Consider the following 18703-nt stretch of genomic DNA (forward strand, 5'->3'; position numbering starts at 1 on the left):
CGCGCGGCCCGCCCTTGCTTGTCGGACTGGATCACGAAGGCCGGTCAGGCGTTGGTGATGATCTCGACATACTCGTTGCGGATCGGGTCGAAGAACGGCGTCGAGGCCTGCCACCACCACATGTTGCCCAGCACCTCGTCGGTGTAGACCTCGTTGAACTGGCGCTTGAATTCCTCGCTGGCATAATCCGCCGCGCCGATCACCGCAGAGTTGTAGCCGGTGTTGTTGGCGAACATGCCGCCGACTTCCGGCTGCAGCATGAAGTTCATGAAGGCCACCGCCTGCTCCGGGTTGGGCGCATTGCGCAACATGCCCATGGTGTCCATCCAGGTGATGATGCCTTCCTTGGGTGCGCGGTAGACGTAATCGGGGTTCTCGCGGTTGAGCAGCAGGCCGGTGGTGTCCCAGGTCTGGCCGATGACGCAGCCGGCATCCTTGAAGGCGGCGGTCGCCTCGGTTGCGTTGTTCCAGAACGCGCCAAAGTTCTCCTTATTGGAGAGGATCCACTCGGTCACGGCCTTCCAGACGCGGTGCGCGTCCTCCTCCGATTTGTAGACGTCGAGCATCCGGTTCGAGGGCACCTCGCCGGTGGCATCGAGGTAGAGACCGGCGCCGACGATCACCGACTTCTGGCGGAAGGCGGCAGCGCCCTTCGCGGCCTCCTGCAGGAACAGGTCGCCATAGGACAGATCGGCATCCGAGATCGGCAGCGCGGCGCGGTTGAGGGTGATGCCCTCGGTGCCCCAATCATGCGGCAGCAGGATCTGCTTGCCATTGTGCGACGCGCCAAGCGCCACGCTGTCGCGCATGAAGGTGGGATAGATCGCATCGACGTTCACGTCTGCGGGCACCGGCGCGAAATAGCTCTCGCCGTTTTCGTCGAGATAGTTCACCGCGGTGTCGATCGTGGGGAAGACCACGTCGAAATCGCCGCCATTGGAGGCACGCACGATCGATTGCGCCTCGTCGTTGGAACCGAAGGTGGTGATCTCGAGCGCGATGCCGGTGTCGGCCTCGAACTTCTCGGCGATGTCGGGGGTGATGTATTCCTGCCAGACCAGCACCTTGACGGTGCCCGACTGCGCCAGAGCGTCATGCGCGCGCAGCACGACCGGCGCGGCCACCGCGGTGGCGGTCATCTTCATCGCGGAACGACGGGTGATCTTCATATCTCTATCCCTTTTATTGGCATCTCGGGCGCTTCGCCTTCGGTGGATCGCCGGGTTACCCGGTTCGTTGTCATAGCTGTGCCGAAGTTGTAACAAGTGGATGACAGCTGGCAATGGGCTGTTCCGCCTGAAGCTGATCTTTACCCGACGTCGCTCCGGCTTCAATCCCCGACTGCACCGCCGCGATCCGGCCGCCTCCGACAGGTCTGGCCCTCGGTCGCAATCCGGTCCAAGAGGGAGACGTCATCCCCGGAGTGTTGCCATGACCTATGTGATCCTTGCCTTTGCCGTGCTGGCGGAAACCATCGGGACCGCCGCGTTGCAGGCCAGCCAGCAGTTCACCCGGCCCCTGCCCTCGGTGCTGGTGGTGATCTCCTACGCGCTGGCGTTCTGGCTGTTGTCGATCGTGCTGCGCAGTTTCCCGGTGGGGATCGCCTACGCGCTGTGGTCGGGGCTCGGCATCGTGTTCATCGCGATCATCGGCCTGGTGGTCTTCGGGCAGCGCCTCGACTGGCCGGCGATCATCGGCATCGCGCTGATCCTTGCGGGGATCGTGGTGATCAACCTGTTCTCCGCGACGACGGGGCACTGAGGGGGCGACGCGCCTCCGGCTTGGTACGGCGGAACGAGGCCTCGGGTGGTCGATCCCCGATGGCCTGCGATGTTGCCCGACGACGCAGCGATCGTGCCCTCACTCCGAAAAACGCCTTCAGCACCCTCAAGCGGCTTTTCGGAGGCGTCGCCGCGCCGTCGCCGGCCAGCGGGGTGACAATCCGAGAGACGAACCTCGTGTCGTACGCCCGCCAAATCCGAAACTCCTCGACACCTGGTGCCCGGCCCGACCAAATCGCCCGCCGGAGACACGCTGTCAGCAGGACGATGGCGCAGCGGCCTGCGGCCTTGAGCCCGCGCTCAGGGCCTGTTCGCTCCTCCGCCCTGGCGGCCCCGGGACGCAACGTTCACCAGCCAACCCGACCGTCCGCGCCCCCTGCCCGGACACGTATCGATAGGAAACGCATCGCCAGTATATGAAGGCGCAGCGGGCAAGCGGCTTGCCTTTTGCAGGGTTCCCCGTTAGGGGGCGCGCAACCCTCCCCTTTAAAGGCTCTCCTTATGGACCTGCGCAATATCGCAATCATCGCTCACGTGGACCACGGCAAGACCACGCTTGTCGACGAATTGCTGAAACAATCCGGCGCATTCCGCGAAAACCAGGCCGTCGCCGAGCGCGCGATGGACAGCAACGACCTCGAGCGCGAGCGCGGCATCACGATCTTTGCCAAGCCGACCTCGGTCGAGTGGAAGAACACCCGCATCAACATCGTCGACACCCCGGGCCACGCCGATTTCGGCGGCGAGGTGGAGCGCATCCTGAGCATGGTCGACGGTGTCGTCCTGCTGGTCGATGCCGCCGAAGGCCCGATGCCGCAGACCAAGTTCGTGACCTCCAAGGCGCTGGCGCTCGGCCTGCGTCCGATCGTGGTGCTCAACAAGGTCGACAAGCCCGACGCCGAGCCCGACCGCGCGCTCGACGAGTGCTTCGACCTCTTCGCCTCGCTCGATGCCGACGAAGACCAGCTCGACTTCCCGCACATGTACGCCTCGGGCCGCAACGGCTGGGCCGACAGCGAGCTCGACGGCCCGCGCAAGGATCTCTCGGCGCTGTTCAGCCTGATCGTCAACCACGTGCCCGCGCCGAAGCAGATCAAGCATTACGACGACGACTTCCGGATGCTGGCCACCACGCTGGGCTCCGACCCGTTCGTCGGCCGCCTGCTGACCGGTCGGATCGAGACCGGCCGCGTCAAGGTGGGCCAGACGGTGCAGGCGATCAGCCGCATCGGCCAGAAGATCGAGCAGTTCCGCGTCACCCGCGTGCAGGCCTTCCGCGGCCTGGCGCAGGCCGACATCGAAGAGGGCCTCGCGGGCGATATCGTCAGCCTCGCCGGCATGTCGAAGGCCACCGTGGCCGACACGATCTGCGCGCTGGCGGTGGACGAGCCGCTCGACGCCCAGCCGATCGACCCGCCGACCATCACCGTGACCTTCGGCATCAACGACAGCCCGCTCGCCGGGCGTGACGGCAAGAAGGTGCAGTCGCGCGTAATCCGCGAGCGCCTGATGAAGGAAGCCGAGGGCAACGTGGCGATCAAGATCGCCGACACCCCCGGCGGCGAGGCGTTCGAGGTCTCGGGCCGCGGCGAACTGCAGATGGGCGTCCTGATCGAGAACATGCGCCGCGAGGGCTTCGAGCTCAGCATCTCGCGCCCGCAGGTCATCATGAAGGAAGAGGACGGCCAGCTCATGGAGCCGGTCGAGGAAGCCACCATCGACGTCGACGACGAGTATTCGGGCGCGGTGATCGAGAAGCTGACCGGCAACCGCAAGGGCGAGTTGGTCGAGATGCGCCCCGCCGGCGCCGGCAAGACGCGGATCATCGCGCATGTGCCCTCGCGCGGCCTGATCGGCTATCACGGCGAGTTCCTGACCGACACCCGCGGCACCGGCGTCCTGAACCGCGTGTTCCACGGCTGGACCCCGCACAAGGGCTCGATCCCGGGCCGTCGTGCCGGCGTGCTGATCTCGATGGAGAACGGCGAGGCGGTGGCCTACGCGCTGTGGAACCTCGAGGACCGCGGCAAGATGTTCCTCGGGGCGCAGGCGCCGGTCTATCAGGGCATGATCATCGGCGAGCATTCCCGCGACAACGACCTCGAGGTGAACCCGCTCAAGGGCAAGAAGCTCACCAACGTGCGCGCCTCGGGCACGGATGAGGCGGTGCGCCTGACCACCCCGGTGACGCTGAGCCTCGAAGAGGCGATCGCCTATATCAACGACGACGAACTGGTCGAGGTGACGCCGAGCGCCATCCGCCTGCGCAAGCGCTTCCTCGATCCGCACGAGCGCAAGCGCATGTCGAAGGGCCAATAAGCCTCCGGCATCTTTCCGGGACACAAACGTCGGGGCGGGCCATCGCGGCCCGCCCCTTTTCTTTCGCAAGCCGAAGCAGCTAAGCCTTGGCGCTCATGTCCCGTACTCCCTGAGGGTCAGGCCTTACGCGACTCCGGCTCCGGCCCGCCTCCATAAGCGCGTGGAAACGTCCACCCAGACCAGCACGCCGAGATCTCCAAGGCCACGCCTTCCACCCATGCCAACACCGGGACGCCACAAGCCTGCTGCACGCGCAGATGCCGCGCCAAACCCGCAGCCCGCTCCACGCCGACCACCCCAACCGGCACGCCGATGTCGACACCCATCCCGCCAATGCAGACACCGTTTCGCCGCGTATCCGCTGCAACCCACCATGACACACAAGGCACCGCACCCTCAGCCCCCGCGATACCGCACTACGGCAACCGCCTCGCGCCACGCCCTGCTCTTCTCTGGTTTCAAAATACCTCGGGGAGCGCGAGGGGCAGCGCCCCTCGCATCGGGCGACGGCCCGAAGGGCCGGCGCAATCCCTCAGGTCACAGGCGCGGCTTCAGAACCCGCACTTGTCGCGCAGAAAGGCCAGCGCCACCGATAGCCCGTCCGGCGCGATGCCGTGGGCAGTCCCCTTCTGGACATGGGCGAAGACCTCTTTCCACCCGGCACCCTGCAGCGCCTCGGCGGCAGCGGGCAGCGACTCGGGCGGCACCACGTCGTCCTGATCCCCATGCACCAGCAGCACCGGCGGGCGCGAGACCACCTCGTCCTCGAGCAGCTCGGGCTGCAGCAGCCGGCCCGAGAAGGCCACGACGCCCGCGACCTCGTCCTCGCGGCGCGGCGCCACGTGCAGCGCCATCATGGTGCCCTGCGAAAACCCGAACAGCGCCACCTGCTCCGGCAGCAGATCCTCGTCGACCATCAGCGCGTCGAGAAAGGCGTCGAGATCGGCAACCGCGCGGCTCATGCCCTGCATCGCCTCCTCCTCGGAGGAGGCGTCGATCCACGGGATCGGGAACCACTGGAAGCCCATCGGCGCGCCGGCACAGGCCTCGGGGGCGTCGGGCGCCACGAAGAGCGTGTCGGGCAGATGCTCGGCCAGCGGATCGGCCAGCCCCAGAAGGTCGGCCCCGTTGGCGCCGTAGCCGTGCAGGAACACCACGCAGGAGCGTGTCTCGCCCGAGACGGGCTCCTTGCGGCCGGTTTGCAGAACGCGCGTCATACGATCCCCTCTCGCTGTTTTGCCACATGGTAGTAGGCCCAGAGCGCCCGCGCCGCAACCGATCTCCACGGGCTCCAGGCCTCGGCCATGCGGCGCAGTTCCCGCTCCTTCGGACGCGCCTCGAGCCCGAACAGCAGCCGGGCCGCCTCCTGCAGCGCGAGATCGCCCGGCGCGAAGACATCCGCGCGCCCGAGCGAGAACATCGCGTAGATCTCCGCGGTCCAGATGCCGATGCCCTTCACCGCCACCAGCGTGCTCACCACCTCGTCGGTGGGCGCGCTCCGAAGGGCCTCGAAATCGATCCCCGCCTCGGCCAGCGCGCGCGCGTAGCCCGCCTTCTGCCGCGACAGGCCGAGCGCCCGCAGCCCGGCCTCGTCGGTGGCGCGGATCGCGTCGGGCGTGGTCATGCCCGCCGCCTCGAGCCGGGCCCAGATCGCCCGCGCCGAGGCGACGCTGACCTGCTGGCTGACGATGGCCGAAAGGAGCTGCGCGAAGCCGTCCGGGCGGCGCCGCAGCGGCAGCGGCCCGGTCAGCGCCACGGCCTCGGCAAAGCGCGGCTCGACAGCGCAGAGCCAGTCGACCCCCTCGGCCACGCAGGCCTCCGTCTCGATGATGCGTCCGACCATGTCGTCCTCCCTGTGGTTTGGCCTGCGATCCGACCGGTAATCAGTGCGGACGCCGGCCCTCTGCTTTGCGCTGACTCTAGGCCCGCGGTCCTGCGGCCCTGGTCCGCGCGACACAGCGCCAACCTGCCACACCGCCTGCCTCTTGCCCTACCAGCCATCTCCGCCTACCGCTATGGCCCATGGAGACCACGCAAGATAGCCGCGCCAAGCGCAACGTGATCGTGCTGGTGATGGCGCAGGCCATCCTGGGCGCGCAGATGCCGATGATTTTCACCATCGGCGGGCTGGCCGGCCAGTCGCTGGCCCTCAATGCCTGCTTCGCCACCCTGCCGATCTCGCTGATCGTGCTCGGCTCGATGTGCGCCGCCACCCCGGTCTCGGCCTTCATGCAGCGCTTCGGACGGCGCGCGGGCTTCGCGCTCGGCGCCCTTGGCGGCGCGCTCGGCGGCGCGGTGGGCGCCTACGGCCTCTACATCGCCTCCTTCCCGGTGTTCCTCGCCGGCAGCTTCCTCACCGGCATCTACATGTCGGCGCAGGGCTTCTACCGGTTTGCCGCCGCCGACACCGCCTCCGAGGCGTTCCGCCCCAAGGCGATCTCCTACGTCATGGCGGGCGGCCTGCTGGCGGCGGTGCTGGGCCCGCAGCTGGTCAAGTGGACCGCGGATGCCTTCGTGATCCCGTTCCTCGGCACCTATGCCGCGGTCATCGCGCTCAACCTCTTGGGCGCGCTGGTGTTCCTGTTCCTCGACATCCCGAAGCCCCCCGTTCCGTCCGAAGACGCCCCCAAGGGCCGCAGCCGGCGCGAGCTTCTGGCCACCCCGCGCATCGCCGTCGCGGTGATCTGCGCCGCCGTCAGCTACGCGCTGATGAACCTCGTGATGACCTCGACACCGCTGGCCGTGGTCGGCTGCGGCTTCGAGACCGCAGATGCCGCCAATATCGTCACCGCCCACGTTCTGGCGATGTATGTGCCGTCCTTCTTCACCGGCCACATGATCGCGCGCTTCGGCGTCGAGAAGATCGTGGCGCTCGGCCTCGTGATCCTCGCCGGCGCCGGCGGCGTGGCGCTCACAGGGGTGGAGCTCGAGCGGTTCTTCGTGGCGCTGGTGCTGCTGGGCGTGGGCTGGAATTTCGGCTTCATCGGCGCCACCACCATGCTCGCCGCCGCCCACGCGCCGCATGAGCGCGGACGGATGCAGGGGCTGAACGACCTGCTGGTCTTCGGCGCGGTCACCAGCGCCTCGCTGGCCTCGGGCGGGCTGATGAATTGTTCCGGCGGCAGCGCGCAGGAGGGCTGGACCGCGGTCAACATGGCGATGGCGCCGTTCCTGATGCTGGCGGGCGGCGCGCTGATCTGGCTGATCCTCAGCCCGCGCGCGCAACCGGCCGAGTAACGCGCGCCGGCTCAGACCCGCCCGGTCAGCGCCGCGCGCATGAGGCCGGTGCGTCGGCGGAACTCCGACAGCTGGAGCGTGCCCTCGGCCACCCGCTGCGGCTCCTGTGCGGCCTGCTTCAGCAGCGGCCCGGCCTGCCAGCCCGCGAGCAGCGCAGCCCGCGCGGGCCGGTCGACCTCGCCAAGCCGCGTCCGGGCGCGCTCCAGCCGCTCGAGACCGCCCTGCGCCAGCGCGACGACCGCCTCAGGGCGCCCGTCGACCAGCGGCACCCGCCCCTTCGCTTCGAGCTCCGGCACGGCGCGCAGGAACTGCGCCAGCCCCGCCGCGTAGCCCAGATCGAGCGCCACCGCCTCGGGCATCGCCCCGAGCGCGCGCCCCGCCGCCAGCACCAGCTCGCCCGAGGTCTCCTCGAGATAGCGGGTGAAATGGGCCTCATCCTCGAAGGCATCGCGGTAGATATCCCAGCGCCGCGCCCCCACCAGCCGGTCGAGCCGCGCAGCACTCTCGGGGTCCAGCACCCGGGCCAGCGGCGTCACCACCTCGTGGCGCCGCACCGTGCCGGCCTTGCGGATTTCCTCGAGCGCGTCGCGCCACCACTGCAGGCGCATCTCCGCGATCATGCTCTCCTGCGTGACCCACGGCGCGCGCGCCACCTCGAGATTGAAGGCATAGAGCGGGAACAGCACGGCCCGCGCCCCGACCGGTGCCGCCATCGCGGCGGCGAAGCGGTCGGGGTCGCCGCGCTCGACGAGCCGGGCGCAGGCGGTGAGATCGTCATCGAAGTCCATGCCGCTCACCTAGGCCGCACGGGCCGGAAAGGAAAGGCTCAGTCGGGCCGCGCCAGCACCAGCTCGTAGGCGATGCGCTCCGGCGCCTGCCGCCAGAGCGCGACCTCCTGCGCGCAGGCGTCGAGCACCGCCGTCATCGCCGGGGTGGCGTCGTCGCGCAGGGCCGCGATCTCGCGCGTCAGCCCCTCGTAATAGGCCTGCCACGGCGCGCCGATGAGCAGCCGCGTGTCGAGCACCTCGAAGCCGGCCTCGGCCACCTGAGCCCGCAGCCCCTCACGATCGGGAAGCGCCGGTTCGGCGATCCAGAAGTCCCGCACCGCCTGCGGCTCGTCATCCCCGAGGAACACGCCCTGCGAGAAGGCCACGACCCCGCCCGGAGCCAGCGCGCCGCGCCAGGCCTGCAGCCCCTCGGTCACGCCGAGGAAATAGATCGCGCCCGCCGACCAGATCAGGTCGTACGGCCCCTCGAGCTCGGCCATGTCGCCCACCTGCAGGCTGGCATTGGGCAGATCCCCCAGCCGCGCCTGCCCGGCCTCGATGAAGGCCGGCACCGCGTCGATCCCGACGACCTGCGCCTCGGGCAGCGCCCGCGCCAGCGTCACCGTGTCCGCCCCGGTGCCGCAGCCCGCATCGCAGACCCGCAGCTCCCCCGAGAGGCCAAGCCGGCCAAGCGCCCAGAGCACATCTTCGGGCGTGCCGGGGCCCTGCCGGTCGAGCCGGCTGTAAAGCGTCAGAAACTCAGGCGGCAGTTCCATCGCGCCCGTCCTCCCCACAATCGCGGATGAGCTTCCAGCGCACCGCGTCGAGCAGCGCCTCGAAGGACGCGTCCACTATGTTGGCGCTGACCCCAACGGTCTGCCAGCGCCGCCCCGAGCCGTCCTGGCTGTCGATGATGACCCGCGTCACCGCCTCGGTGCCGCCCTGTGTGATGCGCACCTTGAAATCCACCAGCCGCATGTCGTCGATCACCGCCTGGTACGGCCCCAGATCCTTGGCCAGCGCCTTGGCCAGCGCGTTGACGGGACCGCGGTCGAAGCCGGCATTGTCGAGGCTGTCCGAGACCGAGAGCTTCTTCTCGCCGTCGACCTTCACGACCACCACCGCTTCCGAGAGCGACACCATCTGGTCGTACTTGTTCTTGCGCCGCTCGATGGTGACCCGGTAGCGCTTGACCTCGAAGAAATCCGGGCACCGGCCCAGCTCTTCGCGCGCGAGCATCTCGAAGCTCGCCTGCGCGGTGTCGTAGGTGTAGCCCTCGGCCTCCTGCGTCTTGATCCGCTCGAGGATGCGGGCCAGCGCCGGATCGCCCTTCTCGACCTCGAGCCCGGCCTCGGCCAGGCGCCGGCGCAGGTTCGACTGCCCGGCCTGGTTCGACATCGGGATCACCCGGCGATTGCCGACCTGCCCGGGCTCGATATGCTCGTAGGTCGAGGGGTCCTTCAGGATCGCGCTGGCGTGCAACCCCGCCTTATGGGCAAAGGCCGAGGAGCCGACGTAGGGCGCCTGCCGCATCGGCACGCGGTTGAGGATTTCGTCCAGCATCCGGCTGGTCTGGGTCAGCCGTTCCAGCCCCTCGCGGCTGACGCCGATCTGATAGGCGCTGGCATAGGGCTCTTTCAGCAGCAGAGTCGGGATGAGCGAGGTGAGGTTGGCATTGCCGCAGCGCTCGCCGAGGCCGTTGAGCGTGCCCTGGATCTGGCGCACCCCGGCATCTACCGCCGCCAGCGTCGTGGCCACAGCGGTCTCGGTGTCGTTGTGGGTGTGGATCCCCAGCCGGTCGCCGGGGATGCCGCCTTCGATCACCGCGCGCACGATGCCATGCGCCTCGTGCGGCAGCGTGCCGCCATTGGTGTCGCAGAGCACGATCCAGCGCGCCCCGGCCTCGAGCGCCGCGCGCAGGCACGAGAGCGCATAGTCCGGGTTGGCCTTCCAGCCGTCGAAGAAATGCTCCGCGTCGAACAGCGCTTCGCGGCCCTGCCGGACGATATGCGCCACCGAGGCGCGGATGTTCTCGACATTCTCGTCGAGGCCGATCCCCAGCGCCGCGGTGACGTGGTAATCATGCGTCTTGCCGACAAGGCAGACCGACTGCGTGCCGGCGTTCAGCACCGCCGCCAGAACGTCGTCATTCTCCGCCGAGCGCCCGGCCCGCTTGGTCATGCCGAAGGCGGTCAGCACCGCCCGCGTCGCGCCGACCTCGTCGAAGAAGGCCGAATCCGTCGGGTTCGCCCCGGGCCAGCCGCCCTCGATGTAGTCCACGCCCAGATCATCCAGCGCCGCAGCGATGCGCAGCTTCTCGGCGGTCGAGAACTGCACGCCCTGCGTCTGCTGCCCGTCGCGCAGCGTGGTGTCGTAAAGATACAGCTTCTCCGCCATCACCGCGCCCCTGCTTCTTCTGGCTCGAAATATCCTCGGGGGGGCTCGGCTTGCCCGAGCGGGGGGCAGACAGCCCCCCTCCCGCGCCTTTCACAGGCCCATGCATCAGAGGTCATCACAGCCCCTCCAGCTTGGCCGCATCGAACCCGGCCCCGGGCAGAAGCTCCACCCCGGCCTTCGACATGCGGACCTCGACCCCGGCCTCGACGAGCGCCGCCTTCATCCGGTCGACCTCGGAGAAATCCTTGCTCTCCATCGCCGCGGCCCGCACCGCCGCGAGCCTGTCGGCCAGCGCCGAGAGATCCACCGAGACCTCGGCCCAGCCCCCCATTTCGGGCGTCAGCAGTCCCAGCAGCCCGGCCCCGGCCTTCAGCCCGGCCAGATCGCCACCAGAGGCCAGCTTGTGCAGCTCCGCGATGGCCCCCGCGGTGTTGAGGTCATCCGCCAGCACCGCCAGCACGCTCTCCGGCACCGCGCCCGGCTCGACATCCGCGACCATGCCGCGCCACTTGCGCAGCGTGGCCTCAGCCTCGCGGGCCTTCTCAGAGGTCCAGTCCATCGGCTTGCGGTAATGCGTCGAGAGCATCACGAAGCGGATCACCTCGCCCGGCACGCCGGCCTGCCCGTCATGGCCCTCGAGCAGGTCATGCACGGTGAAGAAGTTGCCCAGGGACTTGGACATCTTCTTGCCCTCGACCTGCAGCATCTCGTTGTGCAGCCAGACCTTGGCGAAGCCGCCCTCGGGATGGGCGCAGCAGCTCTGGGCGATCTCGTTCTCGTGGTGCGGGAACATCAGGTCGTTGCCGCCGCCGTGGATGTCGAAGCTCGCGCCCAGAAGCTCATAGCTCATCGCCGAGCACTCGATATGCCAGCCCGGACGGCCCCGGCCCCACGGGCTGTCCCAGCCCGGCAGTTCGGGCTCGGAGGGCTTCCACAGCACGAAATCCATCGGGTTGCGCTTGTAGGGCGCGACCTCGACCCGGGCACCGGCGATCATGTCGTCGACCGAGCGGCCCGAGAGCCCACCATAGGCCTTGTAGCTCTCGACCGCGAACAGCACGTGGCCCTCCGCCTCGTAGGCGTGGCCCTTGTCGATCAGGTCGGCGATCATCGCGATCATCTGGCCGATGAACTCGGTGGCGCGTGGCATGTGGGTGGGCTCCATCACGCCCACCGCCGCCATGTCGTCGAGATACCACTGCGTGGTCTCGGCGGTGATCTCGCCGATGCTGCGCCCGCTGGCCTTGGCGCGGGCGTTGATCTTGTCGTCCACGTCCGTGAAGTTGCGCACGTAGGTCACCTGCTCCGCCCCGTAGACCTGCCGCATCAGCCGGAACAGCACGTCGAAGACGATGGCCGGGCGCGCGTTGCCAAGATGCGCGCGGTCATAGACCGTCGGGCCGCAGACATAGATCCGCACGTTGTCCGGGTCGATGGGCTCGAAGAGCTCCTTCTTCCGGGTCCGGGAATTGGTCAGCCAGATAGGGACGTCCATGGCGCGCTCCTTCGCACGAAGATCGCGGCGGGAGTAGCAACTTCATTTCTGGATTGGAATAGAAGACCGGCCCGCCGAAGATATCAGCAGGTAATGCAGCAGATCCGAATGAGGTGTGCTTGCTTGGTCATGGCCCGGTGATACGCCGAAGCGCGGCGCGCGTCCAGCCTTTCCGCCGGACGCGCGCCTTGGCTGCTACAGGCCGGGCTCAGGCGTAGCTCACCACCTCGTATTCCACCCCGTCGGGGCCGTCGAAATAGAAGCGCCGTCCGGGCTCGTAATCGGCATGGCTGTGCGGCGCGAAGCCCGCCGCCTTCACCCGCGACTCGGTGGCGTCGAGATCGTCGACCACCAACCCGATATGGTTGAGCCCACCCTGCCGCACGTAGCGCTCGGGGTCGGTGAGGCGCGTGTCGGCGGGGCGATAGAGCGCGAGGTAGTCGTCCTCGCCGCCCACATGCACCGACCAGCCGTCGCCGATGGCAGGCCCCTGCCAGCGAATGTGCCAGCCGAACAGCTGGCAGAGCAGCCCGGCGGTGGCGTCGGGGTCGGGGACGGCGATGTTCACGTGTTCAAGTCGGGCGGTCATGTCGGGCTCCTTGCTGCCTCTTGATCTGATGGCAGGCAGGATCCGACCTCGAGTGCGGTTGAGGTCAAACGGAAAGTTTCTTTCAGCTGCGCGCACTTGCGTGCCCCGAGGCTCCTCCAGCCCCGACACCCGAACGCCGCCGCAGCGCGCGCCGCACCGGCCAGAGTTCAAGACGCGCCGCCGATGCTCTGCAGCATGACCAGATGCTCGCCCGACAGAGCCGCCCACGATGCGCTCGCTCTGCATCAGTATCCTGACCCGCGCCGGATCTCGCCGCGCGTAGGCCCACGCCAGCGCCGCCAGAGACAGCTCCCACCTGTGCCCCGGTTTCCAGCGGGCGGACCCGCAGACCTAATCCGTCGCCGTGGCCAGCACCATGCCCCGCGCTCACGGCGGCCCGTGATCGACCATCGCCCGCGCCGGCACCCAGCAAAAACCCCAGAGCCGCCCGAAGTCGGCCAGCACCAGCGTGGCGATTGCGGTGCTGCGATCCCGTGTCATGTGCGCAGTCTCGCAAGCCCGGCCCCGCCGCCAGCCGTACCATGTGAAAACGGGCGGGACCGATGCTTCGGCCCCGCCCGCTTGGGTGTCGTGTGGTGAGGCTCCGGGCAGATCCGCCCAGCCCTACCTTACTGGTTGGCGCGCTCCGCCTCGAGGCGGCGATAGGCCGCCACGTTGGCGTTGTGCTCGTCCAGCGTGGTTGCGAAATTATGCCCGTCCGCCGGATCGAGGGTCTTTGCCACGAAGTAGAGGTAATCGCTCTCTTCCGGGTTCAGCGCCGCCTCGATGCTGGCGCGGCCCGGGTTGGCGATCGGCGTCGGCGGCAAACCCGCGATCACGTAGGTGTTGTAGGGCGTATCGGCGCGCAGCTCGGACTGGCGGATGCCACGGCCCAGCACACCCTGACCGTTGGTGATGCCGTAGATCACCGTGGGGTCGGTCTGCAGGCGCATCCCGCGTTCGAGCCGGTTGACGAAGACGCTTGCCACCAAGGGACGCTCTTCGGCGCCGCCGGTCTCCTTCTCGACGATCGATGCCATGGTCAGAGCTTCGATCGGATCGTCGTAGGGAAGGTCGTCGGCCCGGTTCTGCCAGGCCGCCTCGAGGATCAGCTCCTGCGCTTCCTCCATGCGCTGCAGCAGCGCCGCGCGGCTGTCGCCCTTGGAGATCTCGTAGCTGTCCGGTGCAAGGCTGCCCTCGCTCGGGACCTCGGCCACCTCGCCCTCGAGAATGTCGACCTGCCCAAGCTCCTGGACCACCTGCCAGCTCGTCACACCCTCGGCCAGTGCGACACGGAAGCGGGTGCCGACATCGTCGCGGAAGGCGGCATATTCGACGGGGGCATCCTCGGCCGGATCGAACTCGAGCACTGCCTCGTAGCGGCCCGCTTCCGGGTCGAGCTCGCGCACCTGCACCTCGGCGCTGTTGACGCCGATGCGGTAGACCACCTCGGTGCCGCAGGTCGACGCCCCGCCACGGGTGACGATGTCGACGATCTCGGTCATCGAGGCGTGCTCGGGCACGAGGAACGAGCCGGCCTTCAGCTGGCTCGTCTTGTCGGTGTACTGGGCCCCGAGCCGGAAGATCGTGCCCGACGAAATCGCCCCCTGCGTCTCGAGATCGCCCGAGACACGGGTGAAATTGCTGCCGCTGCGGACCTGCAGGCAGATCGGCGCGTCAAGCGGCCCCTCGGCGGCGTACTCGTTCTGCGCCCAGAGCAGCACGCCGCCCATGAGGAAGACGAGCACGACCAGGAAGGTCAACGCGTTGGAGGCGATGTTTCGCCACATGTCAGTCGACCTTTCCGAAGATCACGCTCGCGTTGGTGCCGCCGAAGCCGAAGGAGTTCGACAGCGCGTAGCTCACCTTGCGCGCGCGCTTGGCATTGGGGGCGAGGTCGATCGGGGTCTCGACCGCCGGGTTGTCGAGGTTGATGGTCGGCGGTGCGACCTGATCGCGGATCGCGAGGATCGAGAAGATCGCCTCGATGGCCCCGGCGGCGCCCAGCAGGTGGCCGGTGGCCGACTTGGTCGACGACATGGTCACGTTGGAGGCGTGCTCGCCCAGCAGCTTCTCGACCGCGCCAAGCTCGATCGTGTCGGCCATGGTCGAGGTGCCGTGGGCGTTGATGTAGTCGATCTGGCTCGGCTCGAGGCCCGCCGATTTCAGCGCCGCGCCCATCGAGCGCAGCGCGCCGTCGCCATCCTCGGAGGGCGCGGTGATGTGGTAGGCGTCGCCCGACAGGCCGTAGCCCAGCACCTCGGCATAGATCTTGGCGCCGCGGGCCTTGGCGTGCTCGTATTCCTCGAGCACCACGATGCCCGCGCCCTCGCCCATGACAAAGCCGTCGCGGTCGGCATCATAGGGGCGCGAAGCCTTCTGCGGATCGTCGGCGCGCTTGGTCGAGAGCGCCTTGCAGGCGTTGAAGCCCGCGATGCCGATCTTGCAGATCGCCGCCTCGGCGCCGCCGGCGACCATCACGTCGGCATCGCCGTACTTGATCAGGCGCATCGCGTCGCCGATGGCGTGGGCGCCGGTCGAGCAGGCCGTGACGACCGAGTGGTTCGGGCCCTTGAAACCGTACTTGATCGACACCTGACCCGAGATCAGGTTGATCAGCGCGCCGGGCACGAAGAACGGCGACACGCGGCGCGGGCCCTTCTGCTCCATCATCACGGCGGTGTTGGCGATCGAGTTGAGGCCACCGATGCCCGAGCCGATCAGAACGCCGGTGCGCTCGAGATCTTCCTTCTCGGTCGGGGTCCAGCCGGAATCCTCGACCGCCTGCTGGGCGGCTGCGAGACCGAAGAGGATGAAGGTGTCGACCTTGCGCTGTTCCTTCGGCTCCATGTAGGTGTTGGCGTTGAACTCACCCTCACCCTCGCCCAGCGGCACTTCGCAGGCATAGGTGGTTGCCAGCCCCTCGGGATCGAACCCGGTGATCGGCCCGGCGCCCGACTGACCGTCGAGAATCCGTTCCCAGCTCTTTTCGACACCATCGGCCAGCGGCGTCACAAGCCCCAGCCCGGTAACCACAACGCGACGCATTGCTTGCCCCTTCCTCAGAATTCTTTTCGTGGCCACGCTCTTACCCCGCCCGCCGGGGCGTCGGCAAGGGCATGAGGCCGGTTCAGGCCCAGTCCGGGCCGAGATCCGCCTTCGCCCGCTCGATCCAGTGCTCGCGCAGCCAGTCGCAGGGCTTGGAGTGCCGGATGAAACTGCCGGTCCAGCCCTCGAGCGCGTCGGTCATCTTGGGCCGACCGTGAAAGCAGACGACGCGGGCCTCCTCGGGCAGCCGCGGCGCGTGCAGCCAATTGCCCGGGAAGGGATTGCAGTCATACTTGAACGACACCACCCAAGGCTCTGGAATGTATTTGAAACAGTCGCGCTCCATCGCCTTGTGGCTGGTGTAGCGCTGCTCCGATCCGCGCGCAGCCTCGACCTCGCGATAGGCGTTCGCGGCGATGTCTTCGTAGAGGAATCCGTGCAACGCCGGGTCGAAGCGGAAGACCGAGCCATGCCCGGTGGGACGCCCCTTGCGCTTCTCGGTCCAGTCATGGCGCATCGCCACCATGCCGGGGGCCATGTCGTGAATTTCGTCAAGGCTGCCGGTGATGACCACATCGATATCGAAGCCGAGGACCGGCCCCTCGAGATCCGGCACCAGCCCCGGCCGGAACAGGGAGACCTTGCGCATCGCGCCCTGACGGTTGGCGACGGCGAGCGCCGAGGCCATGCGGTCGGCGAAGGGCTCCACCGGCAGCGGCAGCACCTCGATATCCGGGTGCAGCCCCTCGGCGTGTTCGGTCATGCACATGAAGCGGACCGGACGCGACATGTTGCGGCGCACGCCGGAATACAGCCGGTTGACGTATTCCGGGCCGTAGAGCGTGCCCCACTTGATACAGATGATATTGGCGCGATCGGTCACGGACCCCTCCTGTACGGGTTTGCCCGCGCTTTAGCCGAAACCTCGCGCCGGTGCCATCCCGTTGCGCCCAAGACCGAGCAGAACACCGCCGGACGGGTGGCGCGTCTTTCTTGACCGCGTTTGTCAGGTCGACCGTTCCCTGACGTTCGTTGGCGCGCTGCCACAAGAATGAGAAGGCAGGCGGCAGCGATGACGGCCACGTGGACCGTCAAGGCGACCGCGCCCGACACTGCCCCAGCCCCTACGTGTAGACTCTCGGCCGCTCCGGCAAGGCTGCAGAGCGCTCGAGGGCCGCGTCGGGGCCCTATCGCAGAACGCAAGCGCGCGACGGAGGCGACAGGGCGAAGACCGCGTGAAGATCGGCGATGCCAGCCGCCAGCCGGGCCACCGCGCTAACCGAGGCCGCCGACCCCGCATCCCGGCAAGATCATGCCGGCGTCGAATAAAGCATTGGCATTGGCGCGAAAGCAGTCTAAGAAAAGGAGGCTTACGTTTTTCTATGTCGACCACTGTCTCCCTTACACGGCGTTCAGTCTATCGATCCGGACAAGACATTGCCGCGCTACCGCATCCTGCGGGTAGAATTCTTAGAGGAGACCACGGATATGGCTACTGGCACCGTGAAATGGTTCAACACCACCAAAGGCTTCGGCTTCATCGCACCTGACGCAGGCGGCAAAGATGTGTTCGTGCACATCTCGGCTGTCGAGCGCGCTGGCCTCACCGGCCTGTCGGACGATCAGAAAGTGACCTACGACGTCGAAGCTGGCCGTGACGGCCGCGAGTCGGCGACGAACCTCGCCCTCGCCTAATCGGCGCAGCGACGCGAAAAAAGAACGCGGTCCTCTTCGGAGGGCCGCGTTTTTTTTGTGCCTGAGGTTTGCGCCCCGCAGAGCACGGCGCCGGGTCAGACGCGCCCTGCCGTGGGCAAGGCGCATCGATAAAGATCAGGCGGCCGGCATCCGGCGCTCGACAATCTCCGCCCACCAGGAGCAGCCCGCCGGGATCACCTCGTCGTTGAAATTGTATTCCGGGTTGTGAACATCGGCGCTGTCACCATTGCCCACGAGGATATAGGCGCCGGGGCGCTCCTCGAGCATGTAGGCGAAATCCTCGCCGCCCATGGTGATCGGCGCCTCGCGGTCGCAGGCGCCCGAGACCGCCTCGGCCACGTCGGCGGCAAATTCCGTCTGTGCCTCGCTGTTGACCATCGCCGGGTAGCCCGGAAGCCACTTGATCTCGGCCTCGCAGCCAAAGGCCGTCGCGGTGGCGGAGACCAGCGCCTTGAACCGCTCTTCGCCGAGCGCACGGTTGGTTTTCGACATGGTGCGCATGGTGCCGCGGAACATCACCGACGCCGGAATCACGTTGAACGCCTTCGACGAGCTCTCGATGCCGGTGACCGAGATCACCATCTGGTCGTCGGGATCGGAGTTGCGGCTGACGATGCTCTGCAGCGCGGTGACGATGTGCGACGCGGTCACCAGCGGGTCGATGGCCTGATGCGGCTTGGCGCCGTGGCCGCCCTTGCCTTTGACGTTGACCTCGAACTGGTCGGTGGCGGCGAAGAACGCGCCCGGACGAATGCCGAAGCTGCCCGCGGGCATCCCCGGCCAGTTGTGCATCCCATAGACCTCCTGGATGTTCCAGCGCGCCATCATGCCGTCTTCGCACATCTCTCGACCGCCGCCGCCGCCCTCTTCCGCGGGTTGAAAGATCACCACAACAGTGCCGTCGAAGTTACGGGTTTCGCTCAGATATTGCGCCGCCCCCAGCAGCATCGCGGTGTGGCCGTCATGCCCACAGGCGTGCATGGCGCCGGGCGTCTTGGAGGCATAGTCGAGCCCGGTCACCTCGTGGATCGGCAGCGCGTCCATGTCGGCACGCAGGCCGATAACCTTGCCCGAGCTGTCACTCTTGCCCTTGATGATGCCCACCACGCCAGTGCGGCCGATGCCCTCGACGACCTCGTCGCAGCCGAACGCGCGCAGCTTCTCGGCCACGATGCCCGAGGTGCGGTGGGTGTCGAACAGGATCTCGGGGTGCTCGTGCAGGTCACGGCGCCAGGCGGTGATGTCCTGATGCAGTTCGGCAAAGCGGTTCTTGACGGGCATTCTTGGGAAGCTCCCTGTTATTTGATCATTTTCCAAGACCCTGCCACCACGCGGCGTGCCCTGCAAGCGGGCT

The 18703-nt window shown here is 67.7% G+C and carries 16 protein-coding genes; 4 read left to right on the forward strand and 12 right to left on the reverse strand.

The window, feature by feature from the left end; translation table 11 throughout:
* Nucleotides 1-44 precede the first annotated feature (44 nt).
* Nucleotides 45-1169, reverse strand: a complete 1125-nt coding sequence (locus LCM15_RS03275; protein ID WP_224852951.1) for an extracellular solute-binding protein — start codon at nucleotides 1167-1169, stop codon at nucleotides 45-47.
* 262 nt (nucleotides 1170-1431) lie between these two features.
* Between LCM15_RS03275 and LCM15_RS03280 the strand changes: the two genes are divergently transcribed.
* Together LCM15_RS03280 and typA are read left to right on the forward strand one after the other, a co-directional pair.
* Nucleotides 1432-1761 (forward strand): DMT family transporter, encoded by a 330-nt coding sequence (locus LCM15_RS03280; RefSeq protein ID WP_224852953.1) that lies wholly within the window; start codon nucleotides 1432-1434, stop codon nucleotides 1759-1761.
* A 521-nt stretch (nucleotides 1762-2282) separates the two neighbouring features.
* Nucleotides 2283-4100, forward strand: coding sequence for a translational GTPase TypA (typA, locus tag LCM15_RS03285; RefSeq protein WP_224852955.1), 1818 nt, complete (start codon nucleotides 2283-2285; stop codon nucleotides 4098-4100).
* 551 nt (nucleotides 4101-4651) lie between these two features.
* On the opposite strand, the gene LCM15_RS03290 is transcribed toward typA, so the two are convergent.
* Entirely contained in the window at nucleotides 4652-5317 is a 666-nt protein-coding gene (locus LCM15_RS03290; protein WP_224852957.1) for an alpha/beta hydrolase, read from the reverse strand.
* A complete protein-coding gene (locus LCM15_RS03295; RefSeq protein WP_224852959.1) occupies nucleotides 5314-5943 on the reverse strand; it encodes a DNA-3-methyladenine glycosylase family protein in 630 nt (209 codons plus the stop codon). Before LCM15_RS03295 ends, LCM15_RS03290 begins: the two co-directional genes overlap by 4 nt.
* A gap of 179 nt (nucleotides 5944-6122) precedes the next feature.
* On the opposite strand from LCM15_RS03295, the gene LCM15_RS03300 reads away from it, so the two are divergent.
* Complete coding sequence (locus LCM15_RS03300; protein ID WP_224852961.1) at nucleotides 6123-7337, forward strand: MFS transporter; 1215 nt, start codon at nucleotides 6123-6125, stop codon at nucleotides 7335-7337.
* A gap of 11 nt (nucleotides 7338-7348) precedes the next feature.
* Here LCM15_RS03300 and LCM15_RS03305 read toward each other — a convergent pair whose 3' ends face one another.
* The 8 genes from LCM15_RS03305 to LCM15_RS03340 form a co-directional block, all read right to left on the reverse strand.
* Nucleotides 7349-8125 (reverse strand): squalene/phytoene synthase family protein, encoded by a 777-nt coding sequence (locus tag LCM15_RS03305; protein WP_224852963.1) that lies wholly within the window; start codon nucleotides 8123-8125, stop codon nucleotides 7349-7351.
* Nucleotides 8126-8163: 38 nt separating this feature from the next.
* Nucleotides 8164-8880 (reverse strand): class I SAM-dependent methyltransferase, encoded by a 717-nt coding sequence (locus LCM15_RS03310; protein ID WP_224852965.1) that lies wholly within the window; start codon nucleotides 8878-8880, stop codon nucleotides 8164-8166.
* Entirely contained in the window at nucleotides 8864-10501 is a 1638-nt protein-coding gene (cimA, locus tag LCM15_RS03315) for a citramalate synthase (protein WP_224852967.1), read from the reverse strand. Before cimA ends, LCM15_RS03310 begins: the two co-directional genes overlap by 17 nt.
* Nucleotides 10502-10616: 115 nt before the next feature.
* On the reverse strand, nucleotides 10617-11996 hold the full coding sequence (gene cysS / locus LCM15_RS03320) for a cysteine--tRNA ligase (RefSeq protein ID WP_224852969.1): 1380 nt from the start codon (nucleotides 11994-11996) through the stop codon (nucleotides 10617-10619).
* Between the two features lie 208 nt (nucleotides 11997-12204).
* The gene (locus tag LCM15_RS03325; protein ID WP_224852971.1) at nucleotides 12205-12585 is read right to left on the reverse strand and encodes a VOC family protein; all 381 of its coding nucleotides are present in this window, start codon (nucleotides 12583-12585) and stop codon (nucleotides 12205-12207) included.
* 629 nt (nucleotides 12586-13214) lie between these two features.
* Nucleotides 13215-14375: an endolytic transglycosylase MltG gene (gene mltG / locus LCM15_RS03330; RefSeq protein ID WP_224852973.1), complete on the reverse strand. Its 1161-nt coding sequence runs from the start codon at nucleotides 14373-14375 to the stop codon at nucleotides 13215-13217.
* 1 nt (nucleotide 14376) lies between these two features.
* The gene (gene fabF, locus LCM15_RS03335) at nucleotides 14377-15633 is read right to left on the reverse strand and encodes a beta-ketoacyl-ACP synthase II (protein WP_224852975.1); all 1257 of its coding nucleotides are present in this window, start codon (nucleotides 15631-15633) and stop codon (nucleotides 14377-14379) included.
* 82 nt (nucleotides 15634-15715) lie between these two features.
* Nucleotides 15716-16516, reverse strand: coding sequence for a glycosyl transferase (locus LCM15_RS03340; protein ID WP_224852977.1), 801 nt, complete (start codon nucleotides 16514-16516; stop codon nucleotides 15716-15718).
* A gap of 605 nt (nucleotides 16517-17121) precedes the next feature.
* Here LCM15_RS03340 and LCM15_RS03345 point away from each other — a divergent pair.
* Nucleotides 17122-17328, forward strand: a complete 207-nt coding sequence (locus LCM15_RS03345; RefSeq protein ID WP_224852979.1) for a cold-shock protein — start codon at nucleotides 17122-17124, stop codon at nucleotides 17326-17328.
* A gap of 135 nt (nucleotides 17329-17463) precedes the next feature.
* On the opposite strand, the gene LCM15_RS03350 is transcribed toward LCM15_RS03345, so the two are convergent.
* Complete coding sequence (locus LCM15_RS03350; protein WP_224852981.1) at nucleotides 17464-18630, reverse strand: M20 aminoacylase family protein; 1167 nt, start codon at nucleotides 18628-18630, stop codon at nucleotides 17464-17466.
* Nucleotides 18631-18703 lie beyond the last annotated feature (73 nt).

It is taken from the genome of Salipiger bermudensis (assembly GCF_020171625.1).
Taxonomy (GTDB): Bacteria; Pseudomonadota; Alphaproteobacteria; order Rhodobacterales; family Rhodobacteraceae; genus Salipiger; species Salipiger bermudensis_B.

What these genes read in the sequence shown, in the direction of transcription:
- LCM15_RS03295 (WP_224852959.1), bottom strand. Translation starts at nt 5,943, where the DNA reads ATGGTCGGACGCATCATCGAGACGGAGGCCTGCGTGGCCGAGGGGGTC.
- LCM15_RS03345 (WP_224852979.1), top strand. Translation starts at nt 17,122, where the DNA reads ATGGCTACTGGCACCGTGAAATGGTTCAACACCACCAAAGGCTTCGGC.
- fabF (WP_224852975.1), bottom strand. Translation starts at nt 15,633, where the DNA reads ATGCGTCGCGTTGTGGTTACCGGGCTGGGGCTTGTGACGCCGCTGGCC.
- mltG (WP_224852973.1), bottom strand. Translation starts at nt 14,375, where the DNA reads ATGTGGCGAAACATCGCCTCCAACGCGTTGACCTTCCTGGTCGTGCTC.
- LCM15_RS03290 (WP_224852957.1), bottom strand. Translation starts at nt 5,317, where the DNA reads ATGACGCGCGTTCTGCAAACCGGCCGCAAGGAGCCCGTCTCGGGCGAG.
- LCM15_RS03275 (WP_224852951.1), bottom strand. Translation starts at nt 1,169, where the DNA reads ATGAAGATCACCCGTCGTTCCGCGATGAAGATGACCGCCACCGCGGTG.
- cysS (WP_224852969.1), bottom strand. Translation starts at nt 11,996, where the DNA reads ATGGACGTCCCTATCTGGCTGACCAATTCCCGGACCCGGAAGAAGGAG.
- LCM15_RS03310 (WP_224852965.1), bottom strand. Translation starts at nt 8,880, where the DNA reads ATGGAACTGCCGCCTGAGTTTCTGACGCTTTACAGCCGGCTCGACCGG.
- LCM15_RS03280 (WP_224852953.1), top strand. Translation starts at nt 1,432, where the DNA reads ATGACCTATGTGATCCTTGCCTTTGCCGTGCTGGCGGAAACCATCGGG.
- LCM15_RS03350 (WP_224852981.1), bottom strand. Translation starts at nt 18,630, where the DNA reads ATGCCCGTCAAGAACCGCTTTGCCGAACTGCATCAGGACATCACCGCC.
- cimA (WP_224852967.1), bottom strand. Translation starts at nt 10,501, where the DNA reads ATGGCGGAGAAGCTGTATCTTTACGACACCACGCTGCGCGACGGGCAG.
- LCM15_RS03305 (WP_224852963.1), bottom strand. Translation starts at nt 8,125, where the DNA reads ATGGACTTCGATGACGATCTCACCGCCTGCGCCCGGCTCGTCGAGCGC.
- LCM15_RS03300 (WP_224852961.1), top strand. Translation starts at nt 6,123, where the DNA reads ATGGAGACCACGCAAGATAGCCGCGCCAAGCGCAACGTGATCGTGCTG.
- typA (WP_224852955.1), top strand. Translation starts at nt 2,283, where the DNA reads ATGGACCTGCGCAATATCGCAATCATCGCTCACGTGGACCACGGCAAG.
- LCM15_RS03325 (WP_224852971.1), bottom strand. Translation starts at nt 12,585, where the DNA reads ATGACCGCCCGACTTGAACACGTGAACATCGCCGTCCCCGACCCCGAC.